Genomic DNA, 17354 nt, shown 5'->3' on the forward strand with positions numbered 1-17354 from the left:
CGACCGAGGTTGCCGAGTGAAAAGACCTTAGGCATGGTGGAGGTATGACCGACAACGCAAAGATCACAGTCGAACGCACCATCGAGGCGCCCGTCGACGCAGTCTTCGATGTTCTGTCCAATCCCGAGCGACATCAGGCGCTCGACGGCTCCGGTTTTATTCGCGGCGTGGACCATGCCGATCGGATCCAGAAGGTCGGCGAGGTGTTCACGATGAACATGGCGGGCGATCACATGGGCGGCGATTACCAAACCGACAACCATGTTTCCGGATACGCGAAAGACAAGTTGCTGGCCTGGAAGACCGCACCCGCGGGCACGGAGTCTCCCGGATGGGAGTGGCTGTGGGAAATGGAGTCGCAGGGGCCGAACGAGACCTTGGTGCGCCACACCTACGACTGGTCGAAAGTGACCGATAAGAAGCTGCTCGAGCAGGTCAAGTTCCCGCTCGTCACCAAGGAGCAGCTCACGGACACCCTGGGTCGACTGGCAGCCGAAGCTACTTCTTGACCGATCACTGACTCTCACCGGGCTTCGTCGATCGATGCACCGAAACTAGAGTGATCTCATGAGCACGGGTGCAGGACGATTCGCTCCCAGTCCGTCGGGAGATCTACACCTGGGAAATTTGCGCACTGCGCTTCTGGCCTGGTTGTTCGCCCGATCGACCGGTCGGAAGTTTCTGATGCGGATGGAGGATCTCGATCGCGTCCGCCCCGGCGCCGAGGAGCGCCAGCTCGCCGATCTGCAAGCGATAGGACTGGACTGGGACGGCACTGTCGTCCGCCAGTCTCGACGCACCGCGTTGTACGAGGACGCGATCACGTCGCTGCGGGAGTCGGGGCGGACCTACGAGTGCTTCTGTACCCGTAAGGAGATTCTCGAGGCGGCATCAGCGCCGCACGCGCCGGATGGGGCGTACCCGGGGACGTGCCGAAACCTCACCTCGACCGAGAAAGCGTCGATGTCGCGCCCTCCCGCATTGAGATTGCGCTCCGAAGTGACCGAATTCTCCGTCGACGACGCGTTGCTCGGCCGATTTCACGGGCTCGTCGACGATTTCGTGCTCCGCCGATCGGACGGTGTTGCGGCGTACAACCTTGCTGTCGTCGTCGACGATGGAGAGCAGGGCATCGACCAGGTTGTGCGTGGTGACGACTTGTTGACGTCCTCGCCACGTCAGGCATATCTTGCCTCGCTACTCCACTTGCCCTCTCCCACTTACGTTCATGTGCCACTTGCTATCAATTCTTCGGGGAAACGACTCGCCAAACGCGATGGTGCGGTGACCCTCGAGGATCAAGCTGCGCTCGGCCTCGGCCCGAACGATGTGCTCGCAGTTCTGGCGCAGTCGATCGAGATGGCCGGCCCGAACGAACCGGTTACGACGGCCGAGCTGCTGACGCGCTGGGACCCGGACTCGCTGCCCCGTACTCCGTGGATATTCGAGACATAAGGGATATTCCCTCGGTAGTGATTCGGACCTTGGGATTGCGCGTGTTTGGATAGGGCACGTGACAGCTCCACAGACCCCAGACGAACCCGATACCGTAGCGCAGTTCGCGCACGTGAGCCGTGGTTACTATCCAACGATCGTGGCCCTGTTCGTGGCGACCCTGATCATCTCGAATGTGTCGGCCAGCAAGGGCGTCGCATTCTTCGGTGACAGCGAAGTCTTCCTCGGCCCGCTCCAGATCCTCCCGATCAACACAGACGGGGCGTTCTTCCTCTTTCCGTTGGCGTACATCCTCGGCGACGTGCTCAGCGAGGTGTACGGCTTCAAGGCGACGAGGCGTGCAATCTATCTCGGCTTCGGGTCGATCGTGTTGGCCGCAGTCTGTTTCTGGATCACCATCGAGCTGCCCGCCGCAAGCTTCTACGAGAACCAAGAGTCACTGGAAACCGTCGTTGGGGTGGTTCCGCGGCTGGTCATTGCCGGTCTGGCCGGCTACTTCGTGGGCCAGATGCTCAACTCGCTGGTGTTGGTGGCCATCAAGGAACGCACCAAGGAGAAGCATCTGTGGGCGCGGCTCATCGGTTCGACCATCGTCGGTGAATTCTTCGACACTCTCATTTTCTGCTCCATCGCGGCCGGAGTCATCGGGATCAGCACGTGGGCTGACTTCATCAACTACGTCATCGTCGGATTCCTGTGGAAGACACTCGTCGAGATATTGCTCCTTCCTGTCACCTACCGGGTCATCGGGTACATCAAGAAGCGCGAGCCCAGCTATCAGGCATCGCTCGACCTCTGAGCCGAAACCCGGGCCGCACGACGGTCGACTACCGAGTGGAATCGAGATCCCGACCTCGACTCCACAGCGGAAGAAACAGGAACGACGCGAAGAAGAAGCACAGCGCACCGACGAAGGTGCCGGAGTTGGCGAGCGTCGAGTCGACCGTGGTTCCGTCAGGGGTGACGAAGGCCGCCACCGCAGACACACCGAATGCGACGCACCCGATCAAGTTGATCTGTGCCGACCACCAGCCGCGGTCCCTCGGTTCCCAGAGCCCTTGGGCGTGGGTGTACGCGAGGATCGCCAATACACCGCTGAAGAGGAAGGCAACCGAGCCTCCTGCATCTGGACTCCAGACGAGCCGATCCTCTTCAGCGACCGATCGTGATTGCAGCGCAGCGGTGGTGCTGACATTGAACAGCAACGTTCCGGCGAATTGAGTTGCTGCGGAGAGCCACTCGGCACGGACCATGACGCCGGACCCGTGAGAGGCCTCTGCTGTGACCGCTCCGCTTCTCATCAGCTGGATGAATCCAGCTGCGGTGAAGAACCATGCGCCGATGAAGAAACAGATATTGGACGCCGAAGAACCGGCCCAGGTACCGAATCCTGGGGCAGAACCCACTGCGAAGAGTGAAGAACCGATCATGAAGCCCCAACACTGCTTTCGCAGAGTCGGCGTCAATAGGGCAGCGTGCCAACGCGGTGTCTCCGCAGCAATACTCATGCAACCACCTCCGGCTTGTTCAGTGATGGAAGTGGGATCCTTCGCCCACTCGCGGCATCGGCGCAGAAAGGCTGTCGAGGAAGGTGACTTCGCCTTCGAGATCCCTCAGCAGCGCAGCTGCGAGATCGAAGCTCAATCCGGCGCGGACGACTATTCGCTGAACGGTCATCTCTGCCAGATTGTCGGCCATCGGGTATGCCGGTACGAGCCAGCCTTTCATCCGCAACCGATCCGACAGGTCGTACAGGTTCCAGGTGTCGGTGTGCCCCTCTTTAAGGCGCCACGCGAACACCGGAATCGTATCGCCCTTGCTGACCAGCTCGAAGGGGCCGATCTCCGCGATTTTCGACGAAAGATATTGCGCTACATCGAGTGAACCTTGCTGAACCTGACGGAAGCCCTCGAAACCCAAACGCAGAAACATGTAGTACTGCAGTAATACCTGAGCTCCCGGGCGTGAGAAGTTCAACGCCAACGTAGGCATATCGCCACCGAGGTAACTGCAGTGGAAAACCATACTCGAGGGGAGAGCTTCTTCGTCTCGCCACACGATCCAGCCGACACCGGGGTACACCAGACCGAACTTGTGGCCGGAGGTGTTGATCGACGCCACCCGCGCGACGCGGAAGTCCCATTCGAGATCGGGCTGACAGAACGGGGCAATCATGGCTCCCGATGCACCGTCGACATGGATCCGAACATCGAGCCCGGTGTCCGACTGGATCGCGTCGAGCTTCTCCGCGATCGCGGCAACCGGCTCGTACATGCCAGTGTAGGTCTGCCCCATGATCGCGACTACGCCGATCGTGTTCTCGTCCACATACTTTTCCAGTTCGTACCCGTCGAGAACCATGTGGTCCTTGCTTACCGGAACCCACCGCGGCTCGACCTCGAAGTAGTTGCAGAATTTCTCCCAGCACACCTGAACTGCGGTGGACAATACGATGTTGGGTGTCTCGGTCGACTTCCCGTCCGCCTTGCGACGGCCTTGCCAGCGCCGCTTGAGTGCGAGCCCACCGAGCATGCATGCCTCGGAAGAACCGATGGTCGAGGTTCCGATTGCGTTCTCGATGTCGGGACTGTGCCACAGGTTGCCGAGGATCTTCCAGCACCGTTCTTCGATCGCGGCGGTCTGCGGGTACTCATCCTTGTCGATCATGTTCTTGTCGACGGTTTCGCTGTAGAGCTTCTTGGCCTCGTCGTCCATCCACGTACTGACGAAGGTGGCCAGATTGAGCCGTGCATTGCCGTCGAGCATCGCCTCGTCATGCACGATCTGGTACGCGGTCTCCGGTAGAGACATGCCCTCCGGGATCCTGAACTTCGGGAGTTCGGTGGCCTCACCCGGCCGGACGAAAACCGTGTTCAAGGACAGCACGTCCCCGAGGTTGGTGGTCTGTCGAGCATTGGTGTGGTGTTTGGTCATGACTTCCTTCTTCCGCTCGTGGCAGAGCTCTGGCTGTGCAGACATCAGAAGCTAACCAAAAACACCACTCAGTAGTGGGGGAGTCTGTGAAATCGGATGAATGCGTTCAACCAAGTTGTTTCGCATTCCCCTGAAATGGCCGAAACACCAGCTGAAATCGGGGGTAAAGTCCGGCCGACGACGTTCTTTCTCGTTCTCGTGATGGCGTCATTTCGGAACCCAGCACGATGTCCTACGCAGGAACGATCAGGGAGCCAAAGATGCCCGCCTCCACGGAAGAAGCTCCGAACGCAGAACACTCGCCCCTCGATGAAAGCAACCCACCACCGAACAAGGTCCGCTTCGGACGAGTTCGACACTGGCTGGCCAGGTTCAATCCGATAGGTCTGATATTCGCCCTGGCGTTCTACTGCTGGTCCATGTCCCCGTCATTGCTACCGCGCCCCTGGAATCTCCAGGCCGTTGCCAGCGGCGTGAGTGCGGCGATCGGCTACGGCGTAGGAGCCCTGATTCTTTGGCTCCTCCACAAAGGTGGTCTGACCCGACAGTGGTCACCGCGATGGCAGCGGGCCGGCTGGATCACGATCGGAATCGTGGCTCTGGTCGTGATCCCCACCTTCCTTGTACTCGGATCGTGGTGGCAGGACATCTCCCGCGAACTGGTTGGTATCGAGCCTGGCAGCAGCTGGGACTACCCCGGAGTATTCGCCGTCGGCGCAGTGGTCTTCCTACTCTGCTTACTCATCGGACGCGGTCTTCGGCTGCTCGTGCACCTACTCGACCGATTCGTCGATCGATTCCTACCCGCACCCATTGCGCTGGGCGTCAGTGCGCTCGTCGTATCTGTGATCGTGGTGCTCATGATCGAAGGCATTCTCTCGACGGGAATCTCGCGTATCGCCAATGGATCTGCCGCCGTAGCAGACAAGGGCACAGCCGACGGAGTGGTTCAGCCTACTTCGCCAGAACGCTCAGGGTCTCCGGAGTCGCTCGAGAGCTGGGATTCGCTCGGGCGCGAAGGCCGGACGTTCGTGGCAGGCGGACCGGATGCCGCACAGATCACCGAGGTGACGGGAGCACCTGCGCAGGAACCGATCCGGGTATATTCGGGTCGAGTATCAGTAGATGCAGACGGTTTCGACGACGGCGAAAACGTCGTCGACTCGCTTGCCGCGAATGTTGTCGCCGAGCTCGATCGGACCCGCGCGTTCGATCGCGAGTACCTGGCCGTGGCCACCACTACCGGGCGTGGTTGGGTGAATCAGGATGTGGCTGCCTCACTCGAATACCTGTCCGGTGGCAATTCTGCGATTGCGTCGATGCAGTATTCCTTCCTGCCGAGCCCCTTGGCGTTTCTTGCGGATCGCAAGACGCCCAAGCTTGCCGGACGCGCATTGTTCGAGGCGGTGTACGCCCGGTGGAGCAAGCAACCCCCTGAGCAGCGGCCCAAGCTATTGGTGTTCGGAGAGTCCCTGGGCTCGTATGGCGCGCAGGACGCGTTCTCCGGTGCCCAGGACATCATTGCCCGAACTGACGGCGCCCTGTTCGTGGGCACCCCCAATTTCACCGAGCAGTGGCGTCAGATCACCGATTCCCGAGATCCTGGTAGTCGTGAAATCCTGCCCGCTATCTACGGGGGCGAGAATGTGCGCTTTGCCTCGACTCCGGCCGACCTCGATGCACCGGGCCTCGGCGAGTGGGATTCGCCGCGCATCGTGTACTGGCAGCATGCAAGCGATCCCATCGTGTGGTGGTCACCGAGTCTGCTCCTCAACAAACCCGACTGGCTCGACGAGCCACGCGGCGAAGACATCGACAAGGGGATGAACTGGGTGCCGTTCGTGTCCTTCTGGCAGGTCACCCTGGACATGGTGTTCGCTGCCGAGGTTCCTTACGGCCACGGCCACGCCTACGGCCCAGAAGCGGTCTACTTCTGGAACCAGATCCTCGGCGTCGACAATCAGGGACTGTCGGACCGTATTTTTGCGAAGCTCGACGACTGAGCAGTGAAAATTCGTACTACTACCTTCGGGCTTGCATAACTTCTCGATAGCGGCGACGAAGTGCCCATCACGGGGTCACTATCGCAAAGTTCGGATCGGGTGCGTCGAGGTAACTCGCCAATTCCGCCAGCCGGCTCGGATCGCCGTCGACGCGTACCTTTCCGTCCGAGATCATTGCACTGAGGTCCATCCCGCCGAGCAATATACCGATCAGGTCAGGCCTGGTCAGGTGGAAAACGGTGTCTCCTCGAGGTGCATCGTGATCAAGGTCGAAGTGAACCAAAAGCCCGTTACGCAACGCCGTTCGGTGCACCAGTTCTTCGTCCGTGATGTCCCAGTCCAGCACGATGTCGGCCGACCACGCCCGTGGCCCGTCGACACGCAGCGCGATGGCGTCGAAGAGCTGCCCTACCGTGAGTGCCCCGAGAATGTCGGGCGCAGCAGTGGCGGTGGGTGTACCGACATTTCCTTGGCGCAACTCGTGTGCACCCATCAAGAAGAAGTTGCGCCAAGTACCGTTCTCACAACCGAACCCGAGTTGTTCGAAGGTATCGGCCTGGAGGGCGCGCGCTTCGGCGTTGTCCGGCTCGGCGAACAGTACGTAGTTGAGAACTTGTGCGGCCCAACGAAAGTCGCCGGCAGAAAAGGTTTCTCGCGCCTTTCTCAATACCTCTGTGGAACCACCCATGAATTCGACGTGTCTTTTCGCGGAATCCACCGGTGTGTGCGGCCACAGCAGGGCCGGATTGCCCTCGAACCATCCCATGTACCGCTGATAGATCGCTTTGACATTGTGACTGACCGATCCGTAGTAACCCTTGGTGTGCCACGCATTGTCTATGGCCGGAGGCAATGCGATTTCCTCGGCGATCTCGGTACCGGTCAAGCCCTGATTGATCCGCCGCACCGTCTGATCATGAAGATAGCCGTACAGGTCGCGCTGGAGTGACAGAAATTTGGTGAGCCGCTCCGTCCCCCAGGTGGGCCAATGGTGCGAAGCGAACAGCACATCGGACTTGGATGCATACCGATTGATCGCTTCGGTGAGGTATCCCGACCACACGTGCGGATCACGCACGAGCGCGCCACGCAGTGTCAATAGATTATGCAAGGTGTGGGTCGCGTTCTCGGCCATGCACAGGGCACGCAGGTCCGGGAAATAGAAATTCATTTCCGCAGGAGCCTCGGTTCCCGGCGTGAGCTGAAATTCGATCCGGACTCCGTCGATCGTCTCCGTGTGGCTGGTCTGGTCGATGTACACGGTCGGCGCAATCAGTGTGGGCGTACCCGTAGACGTCGTCAGTCCTAGACCTGCCCCCACTGCGCCCAGCGGGCCCCGCGGCAACGCTGCTCCATACATATATGCGGCACGGCGGGACATTGCTGTTCCCGCATAGACGTTTTCCTCCACTGCATGCTCGACAAAACCTGCCGGTGCAACTACCGGGCACCGGCCGGCGTCGACGTCCTCCACGGTGGTGACACCCTTGACGCCACCGAAATGATCGATGTGACAATGACTGAAAATCACCCCGGTCACCGGCCGTTCGCCGCGATGGGTGCGGTACAGCGCCAGCCCTGCGGCCGCAGTCTCCATCGAGATCAGTGGATCGATGACGATGACCCCCGCATCCCCCTCGACCAGTGTCATGTTCGACAGATCCAGTCCGCGGACTTGATAGATTTTCTCGCTCACTTCGAACAGGCCCTGTTTGGCGCAAAGCTGCGATTGACGCCACAGGCTCGGATGCACCGTCGGTGGACACTCGTCCTTCAAAAATGCAAAAGAATCGCAGTCCCACACCACCGACCCATCGGCATCGGAGATAGCACCGGGCAGTAATGCCGCGACAAATCCCCGGTCTGCATCCGCGAAGTCCTGCTCATCGGAGAAGGGCAAGGTGCGCAATGCGTCTTCGTGCACGGCTCGCACCGTCGGTGTAACGCCGGTATCAGTGGACATAGCTTCCTTTCGGTACGACCATCTCCTGCTTCCGTAGGACCTCGACCGTGGTGATGGCATACCAGTGCGGTCGGGACCGAAGAGTGAAACAGGACCTGATTCGACAGTACGAACTGCGATGGACGTCCACATCACACCATCCGGGTGATGTGAACTCAGTACCACCGTCGACTACTCATCACAGGCATCGATCGCCGCAGAAGCCAGCCGCGCTACGGTAAAGAAGGCAGTCGGGTAGGCGAAAGGATCTACGGTGGGGTATCGAATCGACGACCATGCGCAAGCTATGGAACCACAAGCTGAGGACCAGGCCTGAGCCATGCCCAACAACCACTATCACCATCTGATGTTCGGGCCCTCCGCCATCGAGCGGCAGAAAGCGACGGGGAGCTACACCGCGTACGGGTCACAGACCGAACGCCCCGACGACGGCCCGATACCGCTGGACAGTCGCGAGAAGCAGATCATCCGTGAGGCAGACCAGTTCCACATTGCGACCATCGCCGAATCCGGCTGGCCCTACATTCAGTATCGCAGTGGCCCTACAGGCTTCCTTCAAATACTGGATGATTCGACGCTGGGCTTCGCTGATTTCGCCGGCAACAACCAGTATGTGACCACGTCGAACATCGATCACGACGGCCGCGTTGCCCTGTTTTTGGTGAACTATCCGCTACGCCAGCGACTCAAGCTCTACGGCCGAGCACGCGTGGTCGAGGCCGATGCCGACCCCGAGCTGCTGGCAAGGCTCAAGGATCTGGGGACTCGAACCGTTGCCGCGAAGTCCGATCGCAGCATCGTCATCGACATCGAGGCGTTCGACTGGAATTGCACGCGCAGCATCATTCCGCGATACGACAAGGCATACCTCTCCGAGTTGTCCAAGGTGTACCAACGCAAGGCAGCCGAGCGGGAAGCAGAGTTGCTCAGCCGGATCGAAGATCTGGAAGATCAACTCGCCCAACAGAAACCGACTACCGGCTAACAGTTCCGTAGAAACGACCGAGATATTCGGTCTTTAGCTCCTCGAACCGTCCCTCGTTTATCGACGCTCGGATGTCGTCGACCAGTTTCACGGTGAATCGCTCGTTGTGGATGGTGCACAGCGTCGAGGCCAACATTTCCTTCGCCTTGAACAAGTGATGGATGTAGGCACGCGTGTAGTGAGCACACGTGTAGCAGTCGCAGTGTTCGTCGATCGGTGTGAAATCACGACGGTTCTTTGCCGTATTTATGTTGAAACGTCCTGTCGGGACATAGATTGCTGCATTGCGTGCCACGCGAGAAGGGTTGACGCAGTCGAAGGTATCGGCGCCGTTCTCGATCGCGGTGAAGAAGTCGTCCGGCTCACTGATGCCGAGCATATGACGCGGCTTGTGCTCGGGCAGTTCCTCGTTCACCCAACGCACGATCGTCCCGAGGTTCTGCTTCTCGAGTGCGCCGCCGATCCCGTAGCCGTCGAAACCCCGCCCGGTCTCACCGGTGATCGTCTCCAGATCGTGTGCGGCCTTGCGTCGTAGATCTTCGTACTGCGCGCCCTGCACCACTCCGAACAACGCCTGATACGGCTTCCCGACGCGTTCTGCGGTGAGTCTTTCGTGTTCCTCGACGCAGCGGACGGCCCATGCTTGGGTTCGGTCGACCGATAGTTCTTGGTAGCCGCGGGTGTTCATCAGCGTGGTGAGCTCGTCGAAGGCGAACATGATGTCGGCGCCGAGGCGGTGTTGGATCTGCATCGACACCTCAGGCGTGAATCGATGCTTCGATCCGTCGAGATGTGATTTGAAGGTGACGCCGTCGTCGTCGACGTGGGCGAGGCGTTCCTTGCCTTCGGCGATGACGTCGTCGGACTCCACGCGGCTCGCGTCCATGGAGATGACCTTCTTGAAACCGACACCGAGCGACATCACCTGGAAGCCCCCGCTGTCGGTGAAGGTCGGCCCGTCCCAGTTCATGAACTTACCGAGACCACCTGCTTCGTCGATGATGTCCGAGCCCGGCTGCAGGTACAAGTGGTACGCGTTGGCGAGTACGGCCTGGGCGCCGAGCTCCTTCATCGCTTCTGGCAGAACCGCTTTCACGGTCGCTTTGGTTCCGACGGCAATGAACGCCGGGGTAGCGATGTCGCCGTGGGGGGTGTGGATGGTGCCGGTTCGACCGAGCTGGCCGTCGAGACGGCTGTCGATATCGAAGTAGGGGTCGTTTGGAGCGCTCACTCGACCAACCTTAGGCGAACTGCGACGCATACAGCCTGTTGTATGCCCCGCCCGACTCGACGAGCGAGTCGTGATCGCCTTGCTCGACGATCCGGCCATCCTCCATGACGACGATCAGATCGGCGTCGCGGATGGTCGAGAGTCGGTGGGCGATGACGAAGCTGGTGCGGTCGCTACGCAGCGCTGCGGTTGCTTTCTGCACCAGCAGTTCGGTGCGCGTGTCGACCGAGCTGGTCGCCTCGTCGAGAATCAGGATCAGCGGTTTGGCCAGGAACGCCCGAGCGATGGTGATGAGCTGCTTCTCGCCGGCACTGACGTTGTTTCCTTCCTCGTCGATGATCGTGTCGTAGCCGTTGGGCAGAGAGTGCACGAACTTGTCGACGTAGCTGACTCGCGCCGCCTCGAGAATCTCTTCCTCCGACGCATTCGGATCTCCGTAGGCGATATTGTCGCGAATCGTTCCGCCGAAGAGCCAGGTGTCCTGCAACACCATTCCGGTCCGTCCACGTAGCTCCTCGCGGCTCATCGCGCGGGCGTCGATGCCATCGATGGTGATTCGGCCGGAGTCGAGTTCGTAGAACCGCATGATCAGGTTCACCAATGTCGTCTTGCCGGCGCCCGTGGGCCCGACGATGGCAACGAGATGGCCGGGCTCGGCGACCAGCGAAAGGTCCTCGATCAGTGGCTGACTCTCGTTGTAGCGGAACGAGACGTGTTCGAAGGCGACACGGCCGAGATTCGAGACGGGGACAACAGACTTGGCTGGATCGGCATCCTCGTCGTCGGCATCGAGCAGGTCGAAGATCCGCTCGGCCGAAGCGACGCCGGACTGGACGAGGTTCACCATCGACCCGACCTGCGTCAGTGGCTGTGTGAACTGGCGCGAATACTGAATGAACGCCTGTACTTCACCGAGACTCAGCGTGCCCGACGCAACTCGCAACCCACCGACGACTGCGATGATCACGTAGTTGATGTTTCCGAGAAACATGATGGCGGGCATGATCATTCCGGAGATGAACTGCGCCCGGAAGCTCGACTCGAACAGTTTGTCGTTGCGGTCGCCGAACTCCCTCTCGACCTCTGCCTGCCTGCCGAATGCCTTCACCAGTTCGTGACCGGTGTAGGTCTCCTCGATCTGACCGTTGAGTCTTCCGGTGTGCTTCCACTGGGCGACGAAGTGCGGCTGCGATCTCTTGGCGATGACGGCGGTGACAAGGAACGACGCCGGAACGGTCAGCACCGCAACGAAGGCGAGCAGTGGCGAGATCCAGATCATCATCCCCAAGATGCCCAACACTGTCAGCACGGAAGTGATCAACTGACTCAAGGTCTGCTGAAGGCTGGTGGAGACGTTGTCGATGTCGTTGGTGACCCGACTGAGCAGCTCGCCGCGGGTTCGAGAGTCGAAGTACTTCAGGGGAAGTCGGTGAATTTTACGCTCCACGCTGTCTCGCAGATTGCGCACGGTCCGCTGGAGCGCGATGTTGAGGATGTATCCCTGGGCCCAGGCGAGCACCGCCGACGCCAGATACAGCGCGAGTACGAACAGCAGAACATTCCCGACGGCCGAGAAGTCGATTCCGACGCCAGGGGTGACGTCCATTCCGGACACCAGGTCTGCGAAGGTCCCTTGCCCTTGCGCACGAAGTCCGTCGATTGCTTCCTGCTTGCTCTGGCCGGCGGGGAGCTGGTTTCCGACGACACCGTTGAAGATCAAGTTGGTGGCGTGCCCGAGGATGTTCGGACCGGCGACGGTCAGAACGACACTCACGACGGCGAACGCCAGCATCAGCGACAGCAGCGTCTTCTCCGGCTTCAGAAGTCCGAGTAGTCGTTTGAGCGAGGACTTGAAGTTCAGCGCCTTCGTTCCGGGCGCTCCAGGTGCGCCAGGTGCGCCGGGACGTCCCGCTGCCTGCCCCGCCGATGGGGATTTCGTCAGTACAGGCTGTGTAACCGGCTTCGTCACGATGCTGCCACCGCATGCTGCGAGTCGACGATCTCGGCGTAGGTGGGGCACGTGATGACCAGGTCTTCGTGCGTACCGAGCCCGACCGGTCTGCCGTCGTCGAGCACGAGGATCTGATCCGCGTCGACGATGGTCGAGACGCGTTGTGCAACAACGATCATGCAAGCATCCTTCATGACGGGTTTCAGCGCGCCTCGGAGGTTGGCATCGGTGGTGAGGTCGAGCGCGGAGAACGAGTCGTCGAACAGGTAGATACTCGGGCGTCGCACGAGAGCCCGTGCGATCGCGAGCCGCTGACGCTGTCCACCGGATACAGTTGTTCCGCCCTGCGCGACGGCGGTCTCGAGGCCGTCGGGCATCTTTCGGACGAAGTCTGCACCCTGTGCGATCTCGAGCGCCTCCCACAGTTCTTCGTCGGTGGCGTCGGACTTGCCGTACCGAAGGTTGGTGGCGATGGTCCCGGAGAACAGGTACGGCTTCTGCGGAATGAGGCCGATTTCCGATCTCAGGATGTCGATGTCGAGTTCGCGAATATCGACGCCGCCGACCAGGACCTGCCCGGCCGTGACGTCGATGAGTCTGGGGATCAGGTTGATCAGTGTGGTCTTACCCGATCCGGTACCGCCGATGATGGCGGTGACCTTGCCTGGTTCGGCGACGAGGTCGACACCGCTCAGCACGGGGAATTGCGCTCCAGGATAGGAGAATTCGGCGTTACGCAGCTCGACACGGCCGGGGGTCGTCACGAATGCCCGGGGCGAGGCGGGTAGTACGACCGAAGATTCGGTGGCAAGCACCTCACTGATGCGGTCGGCACAGACCGACGCCCGCGGCACCATCATCGCGATGAACGACGCCATCATGACCGACATCAGGATCAACATGATGTAGCTGAGAAGCGCTGTCAACGAACCGATTTCCATGGTTCCGTCGTTGATGGCGTGTCCGCCGAACCAGATCACCGCGACGCTGGTCACGTTGCTGATCAGCATCACCGTCGGAAACATCAAGGCCATCAACCGACCGACACGAAGCGCGGCATCGGTCAAAGAGTCGTTGGCAATGGCGAATCGATCGATCTCGAATCGTTCACGTACGAAAGCCCTGACGACGCGGATGCCAGTGATCTGCTCACGGAGCACGCGGTTGACCGCGTCGATACGAACCTGCATGGACCGGAACCCCGGCACCATGCGAACCACGATGATTCCCATCGAGATTGCCAGTCCGGGAACCGCGATCAGCAGGATCCAGGCCAGACCGATATCCTCACGCAGGGCCATCACCACCCCGCCGATACACATGATCGGTGCCATCACCAAAATGGTGAAGCCCATGACGATCAATAGTTGGACCTGTTGCACGTCATTGGTGTTGCGGGTGATGAGCGACGGCGCGCCGAACTGCCCGACTTCACGTGCCGAGAATGTCCCGACGCGATGCAGAATGGACTTGCGCAGATCGCGGCCGGCACCCATGGCAGCTTTAGCCCCGATAAGCACGGCCGCGACCGAGCAGACGATCTGAACGAGCGAGACACCCAACATCCACATGCCAGTGGACACGATGTAGTCCGTGTCCCCGCGAGTGACACCGTTGTCGATGATGTCCGCGTTGAGTCGCGGTAGGTAAAGCGAGGCAGCCGTGGCTACGAGCTGCAGCACCACCAGAGCTGCAATCGAACGCTTGTACGGAGCCAGATAGGTCCTCAGCAGGGGAATCAGCATGACGGCCGAAGGTTACTCGTGCACATATGAACAGTCTCCACACTTTTCGGGGTGTACGAGGCAACCTTCGGCCGATCTCGACTCAGGCCGTGACTGGTTGCTCGTCCTTGGTCTTCGGCCTGGCTGCGTTCAACTTGGCGCCTTCGATGTCGACGTCGGGAAGAATCTTGTCGAGCCACTTGGGCAACCACCACGCCTTGTCGCCGAGCAACGCCATCACCGACGGGATGATGACCATGCGGACGACGAATGCATCGAAGAAGACTGCGGCAGCCAAGGCGAACCCGATCGACTTGATGAACGAGTCAGGTTCTGCCATGAAGGCCGCGAACACGGAGATCATGATGACGGCAGCGGAAGTGACAACGCGTGCGCCGTACTTGAACCCGTTCACGACGGCGTCCTTCGCAGTTGCGCCGTGCACGTACTCCTCGCGCATTCGAGACACCAGGAACACCTGGTAGTCCATCGCGAGCCCGAACACCACACCGATGAGGAAGATCGGCATGAAGCTCACGATCGGTTGCGGGTTACTGATCAGCCCCAGGCCACCTTCTTGGAAGATGAACACCGTGGCGCCGAACGTGGCGAGAACGCTGAGCAAGAAGCCGATCGTGGCCGTCAACGGCACCAGAATCGAGCGGAACACCAGCATCAGCAGCACGAACGCCAGTCCGACCACCACTGCCAGGTACGGCACCAACGCGTCCTGCAAGCGTTCGGAGACGTCGATCTCGAGCGCGGTCTGACCCGTCACGCCGTAGGAGACGCCGGTGCGCTCCTTCACTCCGGATTCCGCGGCCCTCAGGTTTTCGACGAGGTCCTTGGTTTCCTGACTGTTCGGTCCACTGGACGGTGTCACGATGATCTGAGCGGTATCGCCGGCCGGGTTCACCGCGATGACCTGAGCGTTGGACACATCGGATTGTTCGTAGATCGCGTCGACGACCTTCTGGAAAGCCGCAGTGCGATCGGCGTCGGCCACGTCGGTGGCGTCGGCGATGGTCAGAAGCGGTCCGCTCTTGCCCGGTCCGAATCCTTCACCTTCGAGGTCGTAAGCCTTGCGTACGGATGTCGCCGGGTCGGCCGTGGCGATACTCGGCAGTGCGAGCGAGAGTCCGGTCGTCGGGCCTGCGATGACGCCGAGGAGCACGATGCCGCCGATGAGACCCAGAGCTGGGCGCTTGACCAGGAAGCGTGCCCAACGGAGGCCGTTGGTGGGCGTCGCGTTCGGATCCTCAGGGTCGGTGGTGTTGACGAACTTGATCTTGCCTGCGAAAGCCTTGCCCTTGTACAGGCCGAGCATTGCGGGCAGGAAGGTCAGCGCAATCAGCACTGCGGTGAACACGGCGAAGGCCGCGGCCAGACCCATCTGCGAAAGGAACGGAATTCCGACGACGCGTAGCGCGACAAGGGCAATCAACACAGTTGCGCCGGCGAATACGACGGCAGATCCAGCGGTTCCGACGGAGCGTCCGACGGCTTCCTCCCGATCATCGGTGAGCGTCAGCTCGTGCCGATATCGGGCGAGAATGAACAGTGAGTAGTCGATGGCGACCGCGAGACCGATCATCACCGCAAGAATCGGGGTGAACGAGGACAGATCGGCGAAGCCGGACGCGGTGGTGATAGCGAGGCTGCTGATACCGATGCCCACTATGGCGGTGATCAGCGGAAGGCTGGCCGCGGCGGCCGAACCGAACATGATGAGCAGCACGATGGCGGCGACGGCCAAGCCGACGATTTCGGACGTCCCGCCCGGCGGGGCGGCATCCTGGGCGACACTGCCACCGAGTTCGACGGTGAGGCCCGCATCGCGTGCCGGCTGAGCAGCATCGTCGAGTGCAGTACGCAGATCGTCGGTGACGTCGGCGAGTTCGGCGGCAATCGGGACATCGAGCGTGCCGATGTTGCCCTCCGGACTCAACGGCGACAGCGCTGCAGCATTGGCGGCCGCGACGTCGGGAGCAGTGCCGTCCTTGGCTGCCAGCTCGTTGTACTGCTCGACGATTGCCTTGTTACCTGCAACCGGGCCGACCAGTGGCTTCTCTCCGCCTGGCTTGACCGCTGACTCGACGTCGTCGATCTTGTTTATCTCGGCGATGGTGGCATCGATCGCTGCGGTGTACGCAGGCGTGTCGAGGCTTCGACCATCAGGCGCTGCGAAAACGTAGTTCGCCGTAACAGCTGTCAGCGGGTCTTCTGCGTCGCCGAATCGCTCGGATTGCAGGTCGAGAGCTGACTGCGCGGGAGTGCCTGGAATGTTGAACGAGTTGGCAGTCGGACCCGACAGGGTCGACGCGCCGATGCCCGCCAGCACCAGAATCGCGAGCCACAGGGCAATGACTATGCCTTTTCGTCGGTAAGCGAACTTGCCGATTCGGTATAGATAGGTGGCCACTGGTTGGTTCCTCAGTTCGTTTTCATCGGATTCGGGGCCGGAAGGCCTGCTTGCAGTTGATCGAATGCATCCTCGACGAGCTCTTTGGGTGAGTGCAGTCCCGTGGTGTCGTTGGTCCAGAGGGTCAGTGCTGCAACGACAGCCGCGCCGACGGCCATCTGCAGCAGGTTCGGATAGAGGTCGGTCTCGATGTCAGTACCGGTTCGTTGCGCTATCGCTTCACCCAGTACGCCGGTAAGCGACTGGTGAATTTCGAGCTTGCGAGCCATCACCGCGGGATTGGACTCGATGAGCTGTGCGGCCGCGAACGTCTCGCCGAGATCACGCTCGGGATCGGTCACGATCGACACCGCGATGTAGCGCAGCGATTCCCAGATCGGTTCCTCCACCGGCCGCGCACGAAGCATCTCGAACCACTCGAGCGCAGACGTCTCGATGTGATGGAGGACAGCTTCTTCCTTGTTGGCGAAGTAGTTGTGAAATGTCCGCGTGGATACGCCGGCCTCGGCAGCAATGGCGTCGGCTGTGACTGCGTCCAGTCCCCGAGCCGTGCCGAGACGGACGGCCGCGAGACCGAGAGCATCGCGGGTTGCCGCCTTCTTCAGATTACGAAGACCGGTGTTGGGTGCAGTCACTCCATCCAAACTACGGACTTTGCAGAGTTCTGCAATGTTGCACTCGACTGC

Annotated in this window: 13 protein-coding genes; 5 read left to right on the top strand and 8 right to left on the bottom strand. The window is 60.6% G+C overall.

The genetic code is table 11. The features are described 5' to 3' along the window. Nucleotides 1-44: 44 nt before the first annotated feature. Genes BJI47_RS04435 through BJI47_RS04445 form a run of 3 tightly spaced genes read left to right on the top strand, consistent with a single transcriptional unit; the run spans nt 45 to nt 2254 of the window. Nucleotides 45-509, top strand: coding sequence for an SRPBCC domain-containing protein (locus tag BJI47_RS04435; RefSeq protein ID WP_088942592.1), 465 nt, complete (start codon nt 45-47; stop codon nt 507-509). A 58-nt stretch (nt 510-567) separates the two neighbouring features. Beyond that, the gene (gene gluQRS / locus BJI47_RS04440; protein WP_088942593.1) at nt 568-1455 is read left to right on the top strand and encodes a tRNA glutamyl-Q(34) synthetase GluQRS; all 888 of its coding nucleotides are present in this window, start codon (nt 568-570) and stop codon (nt 1453-1455) included. 58 nt (nt 1456-1513) lie between these two features. Continuing rightward, nucleotides 1514-2254 (top strand): queuosine precursor transporter, encoded by a 741-nt coding sequence (locus BJI47_RS04445; protein WP_088942594.1) that lies wholly within the window; start codon nt 1514-1516, stop codon nt 2252-2254. A 28-nt stretch (nt 2255-2282) separates the two neighbouring features. Here the strand turns inward: BJI47_RS04445 and BJI47_RS04450 are convergent, their stop codons facing one another. Together BJI47_RS04450 and BJI47_RS04455 are read right to left on the bottom strand one after the other, a co-directional pair. Continuing rightward, the gene (locus tag BJI47_RS04450; protein WP_088942595.1) at nt 2283-2963 is read right to left on the bottom strand and encodes a hypothetical protein; all 681 of its coding nucleotides are present in this window, start codon (nt 2961-2963) and stop codon (nt 2283-2285) included. Between the two features lie 19 nt (nt 2964-2982). Next, complete coding sequence (locus BJI47_RS04455; RefSeq protein WP_088942695.1) at nt 2983-4389, bottom strand: glutamate decarboxylase; 1407 nt, start codon at nt 4387-4389, stop codon at nt 2983-2985. Nucleotides 4390-4649: 260 nt separating this feature from the next. On the opposite strand from BJI47_RS04455, the gene BJI47_RS04460 reads away from it, so the two are divergent. Continuing rightward, nucleotides 4650-6392 (top strand): alpha/beta-hydrolase family protein, encoded by a 1743-nt coding sequence (locus tag BJI47_RS04460; RefSeq protein WP_254900384.1) that lies wholly within the window; start codon nt 4650-4652, stop codon nt 6390-6392. 67 nt (nt 6393-6459) lie between these two features. Here the strand turns inward: BJI47_RS04460 and BJI47_RS04465 are convergent, their stop codons facing one another. Further along, nucleotides 6460-8355 carry an alkyl/aryl-sulfatase gene (locus tag BJI47_RS04465; RefSeq protein ID WP_088942596.1) on the bottom strand — a complete coding sequence of 632 codons (1896 nt, stop codon included), beginning with the start codon at nt 8353-8355 and terminating at the stop codon, nt 6460-6462. A gap of 319 nt (nt 8356-8674) precedes the next feature. On the opposite strand from BJI47_RS04465, the gene BJI47_RS04470 reads away from it, so the two are divergent. Then, entirely contained in the window at nt 8675-9340 is a 666-nt protein-coding gene (locus tag BJI47_RS04470; protein WP_088942597.1) for a pyridoxamine 5'-phosphate oxidase family protein, read from the top strand. On the opposite strand, the gene tgt is transcribed toward BJI47_RS04470, so the two are convergent. The 5 genes from tgt to BJI47_RS04495 all read right to left on the bottom strand — a co-directional run bounded on the left by tgt (nt 9330) and on the right by BJI47_RS04495 (nt 17312). Next, nucleotides 9330-10571: a tRNA guanosine(34) transglycosylase Tgt gene (tgt, locus tag BJI47_RS04475; RefSeq protein ID WP_088942598.1), complete on the bottom strand. Its 1242-nt coding sequence runs from the start codon at nt 10569-10571 to the stop codon at nt 9330-9332. The two genes, BJI47_RS04470 and tgt, sit on opposite strands and share 11 nt — an antisense overlap. Nucleotides 10572-10581: 10 nt before the next feature. Beyond that, on the bottom strand, nt 10582-12432 hold the full coding sequence (locus tag BJI47_RS04480) for an ABC transporter ATP-binding protein (protein WP_254900392.1): 1851 nt from the start codon (nt 12430-12432) through the stop codon (nt 10582-10584). A gap of 104 nt (nt 12433-12536) precedes the next feature. Further along, a complete protein-coding gene (locus BJI47_RS04485) occupies nt 12537-14267 on the bottom strand; it encodes an ABC transporter ATP-binding protein (protein ID WP_088942599.1) in 1731 nt (576 codons plus the stop codon). An 82-nt stretch (nt 14268-14349) separates the two neighbouring features. Beyond that, the gene (locus BJI47_RS04490) at nt 14350-16668 is read right to left on the bottom strand and encodes an MMPL family transporter (protein WP_088942600.1); all 2319 of its coding nucleotides are present in this window, start codon (nt 16666-16668) and stop codon (nt 14350-14352) included. An 11-nt stretch (nt 16669-16679) separates the two neighbouring features. Beyond that, nucleotides 16680-17312: a TetR/AcrR family transcriptional regulator gene (locus BJI47_RS04495; RefSeq protein ID WP_088942698.1), complete on the bottom strand. Its 633-nt coding sequence runs from the start codon at nt 17310-17312 to the stop codon at nt 16680-16682. Nucleotides 17313-17354 lie beyond the last annotated feature (42 nt).

The sequence above is a fragment of the Rhodococcus sp. 1168 genome (assembly GCF_002091955.1).
In the GTDB taxonomy this organism is placed as follows: Bacteria; Actinomycetota; Actinomycetes; order Mycobacteriales; family Mycobacteriaceae; genus Rhodococcoides.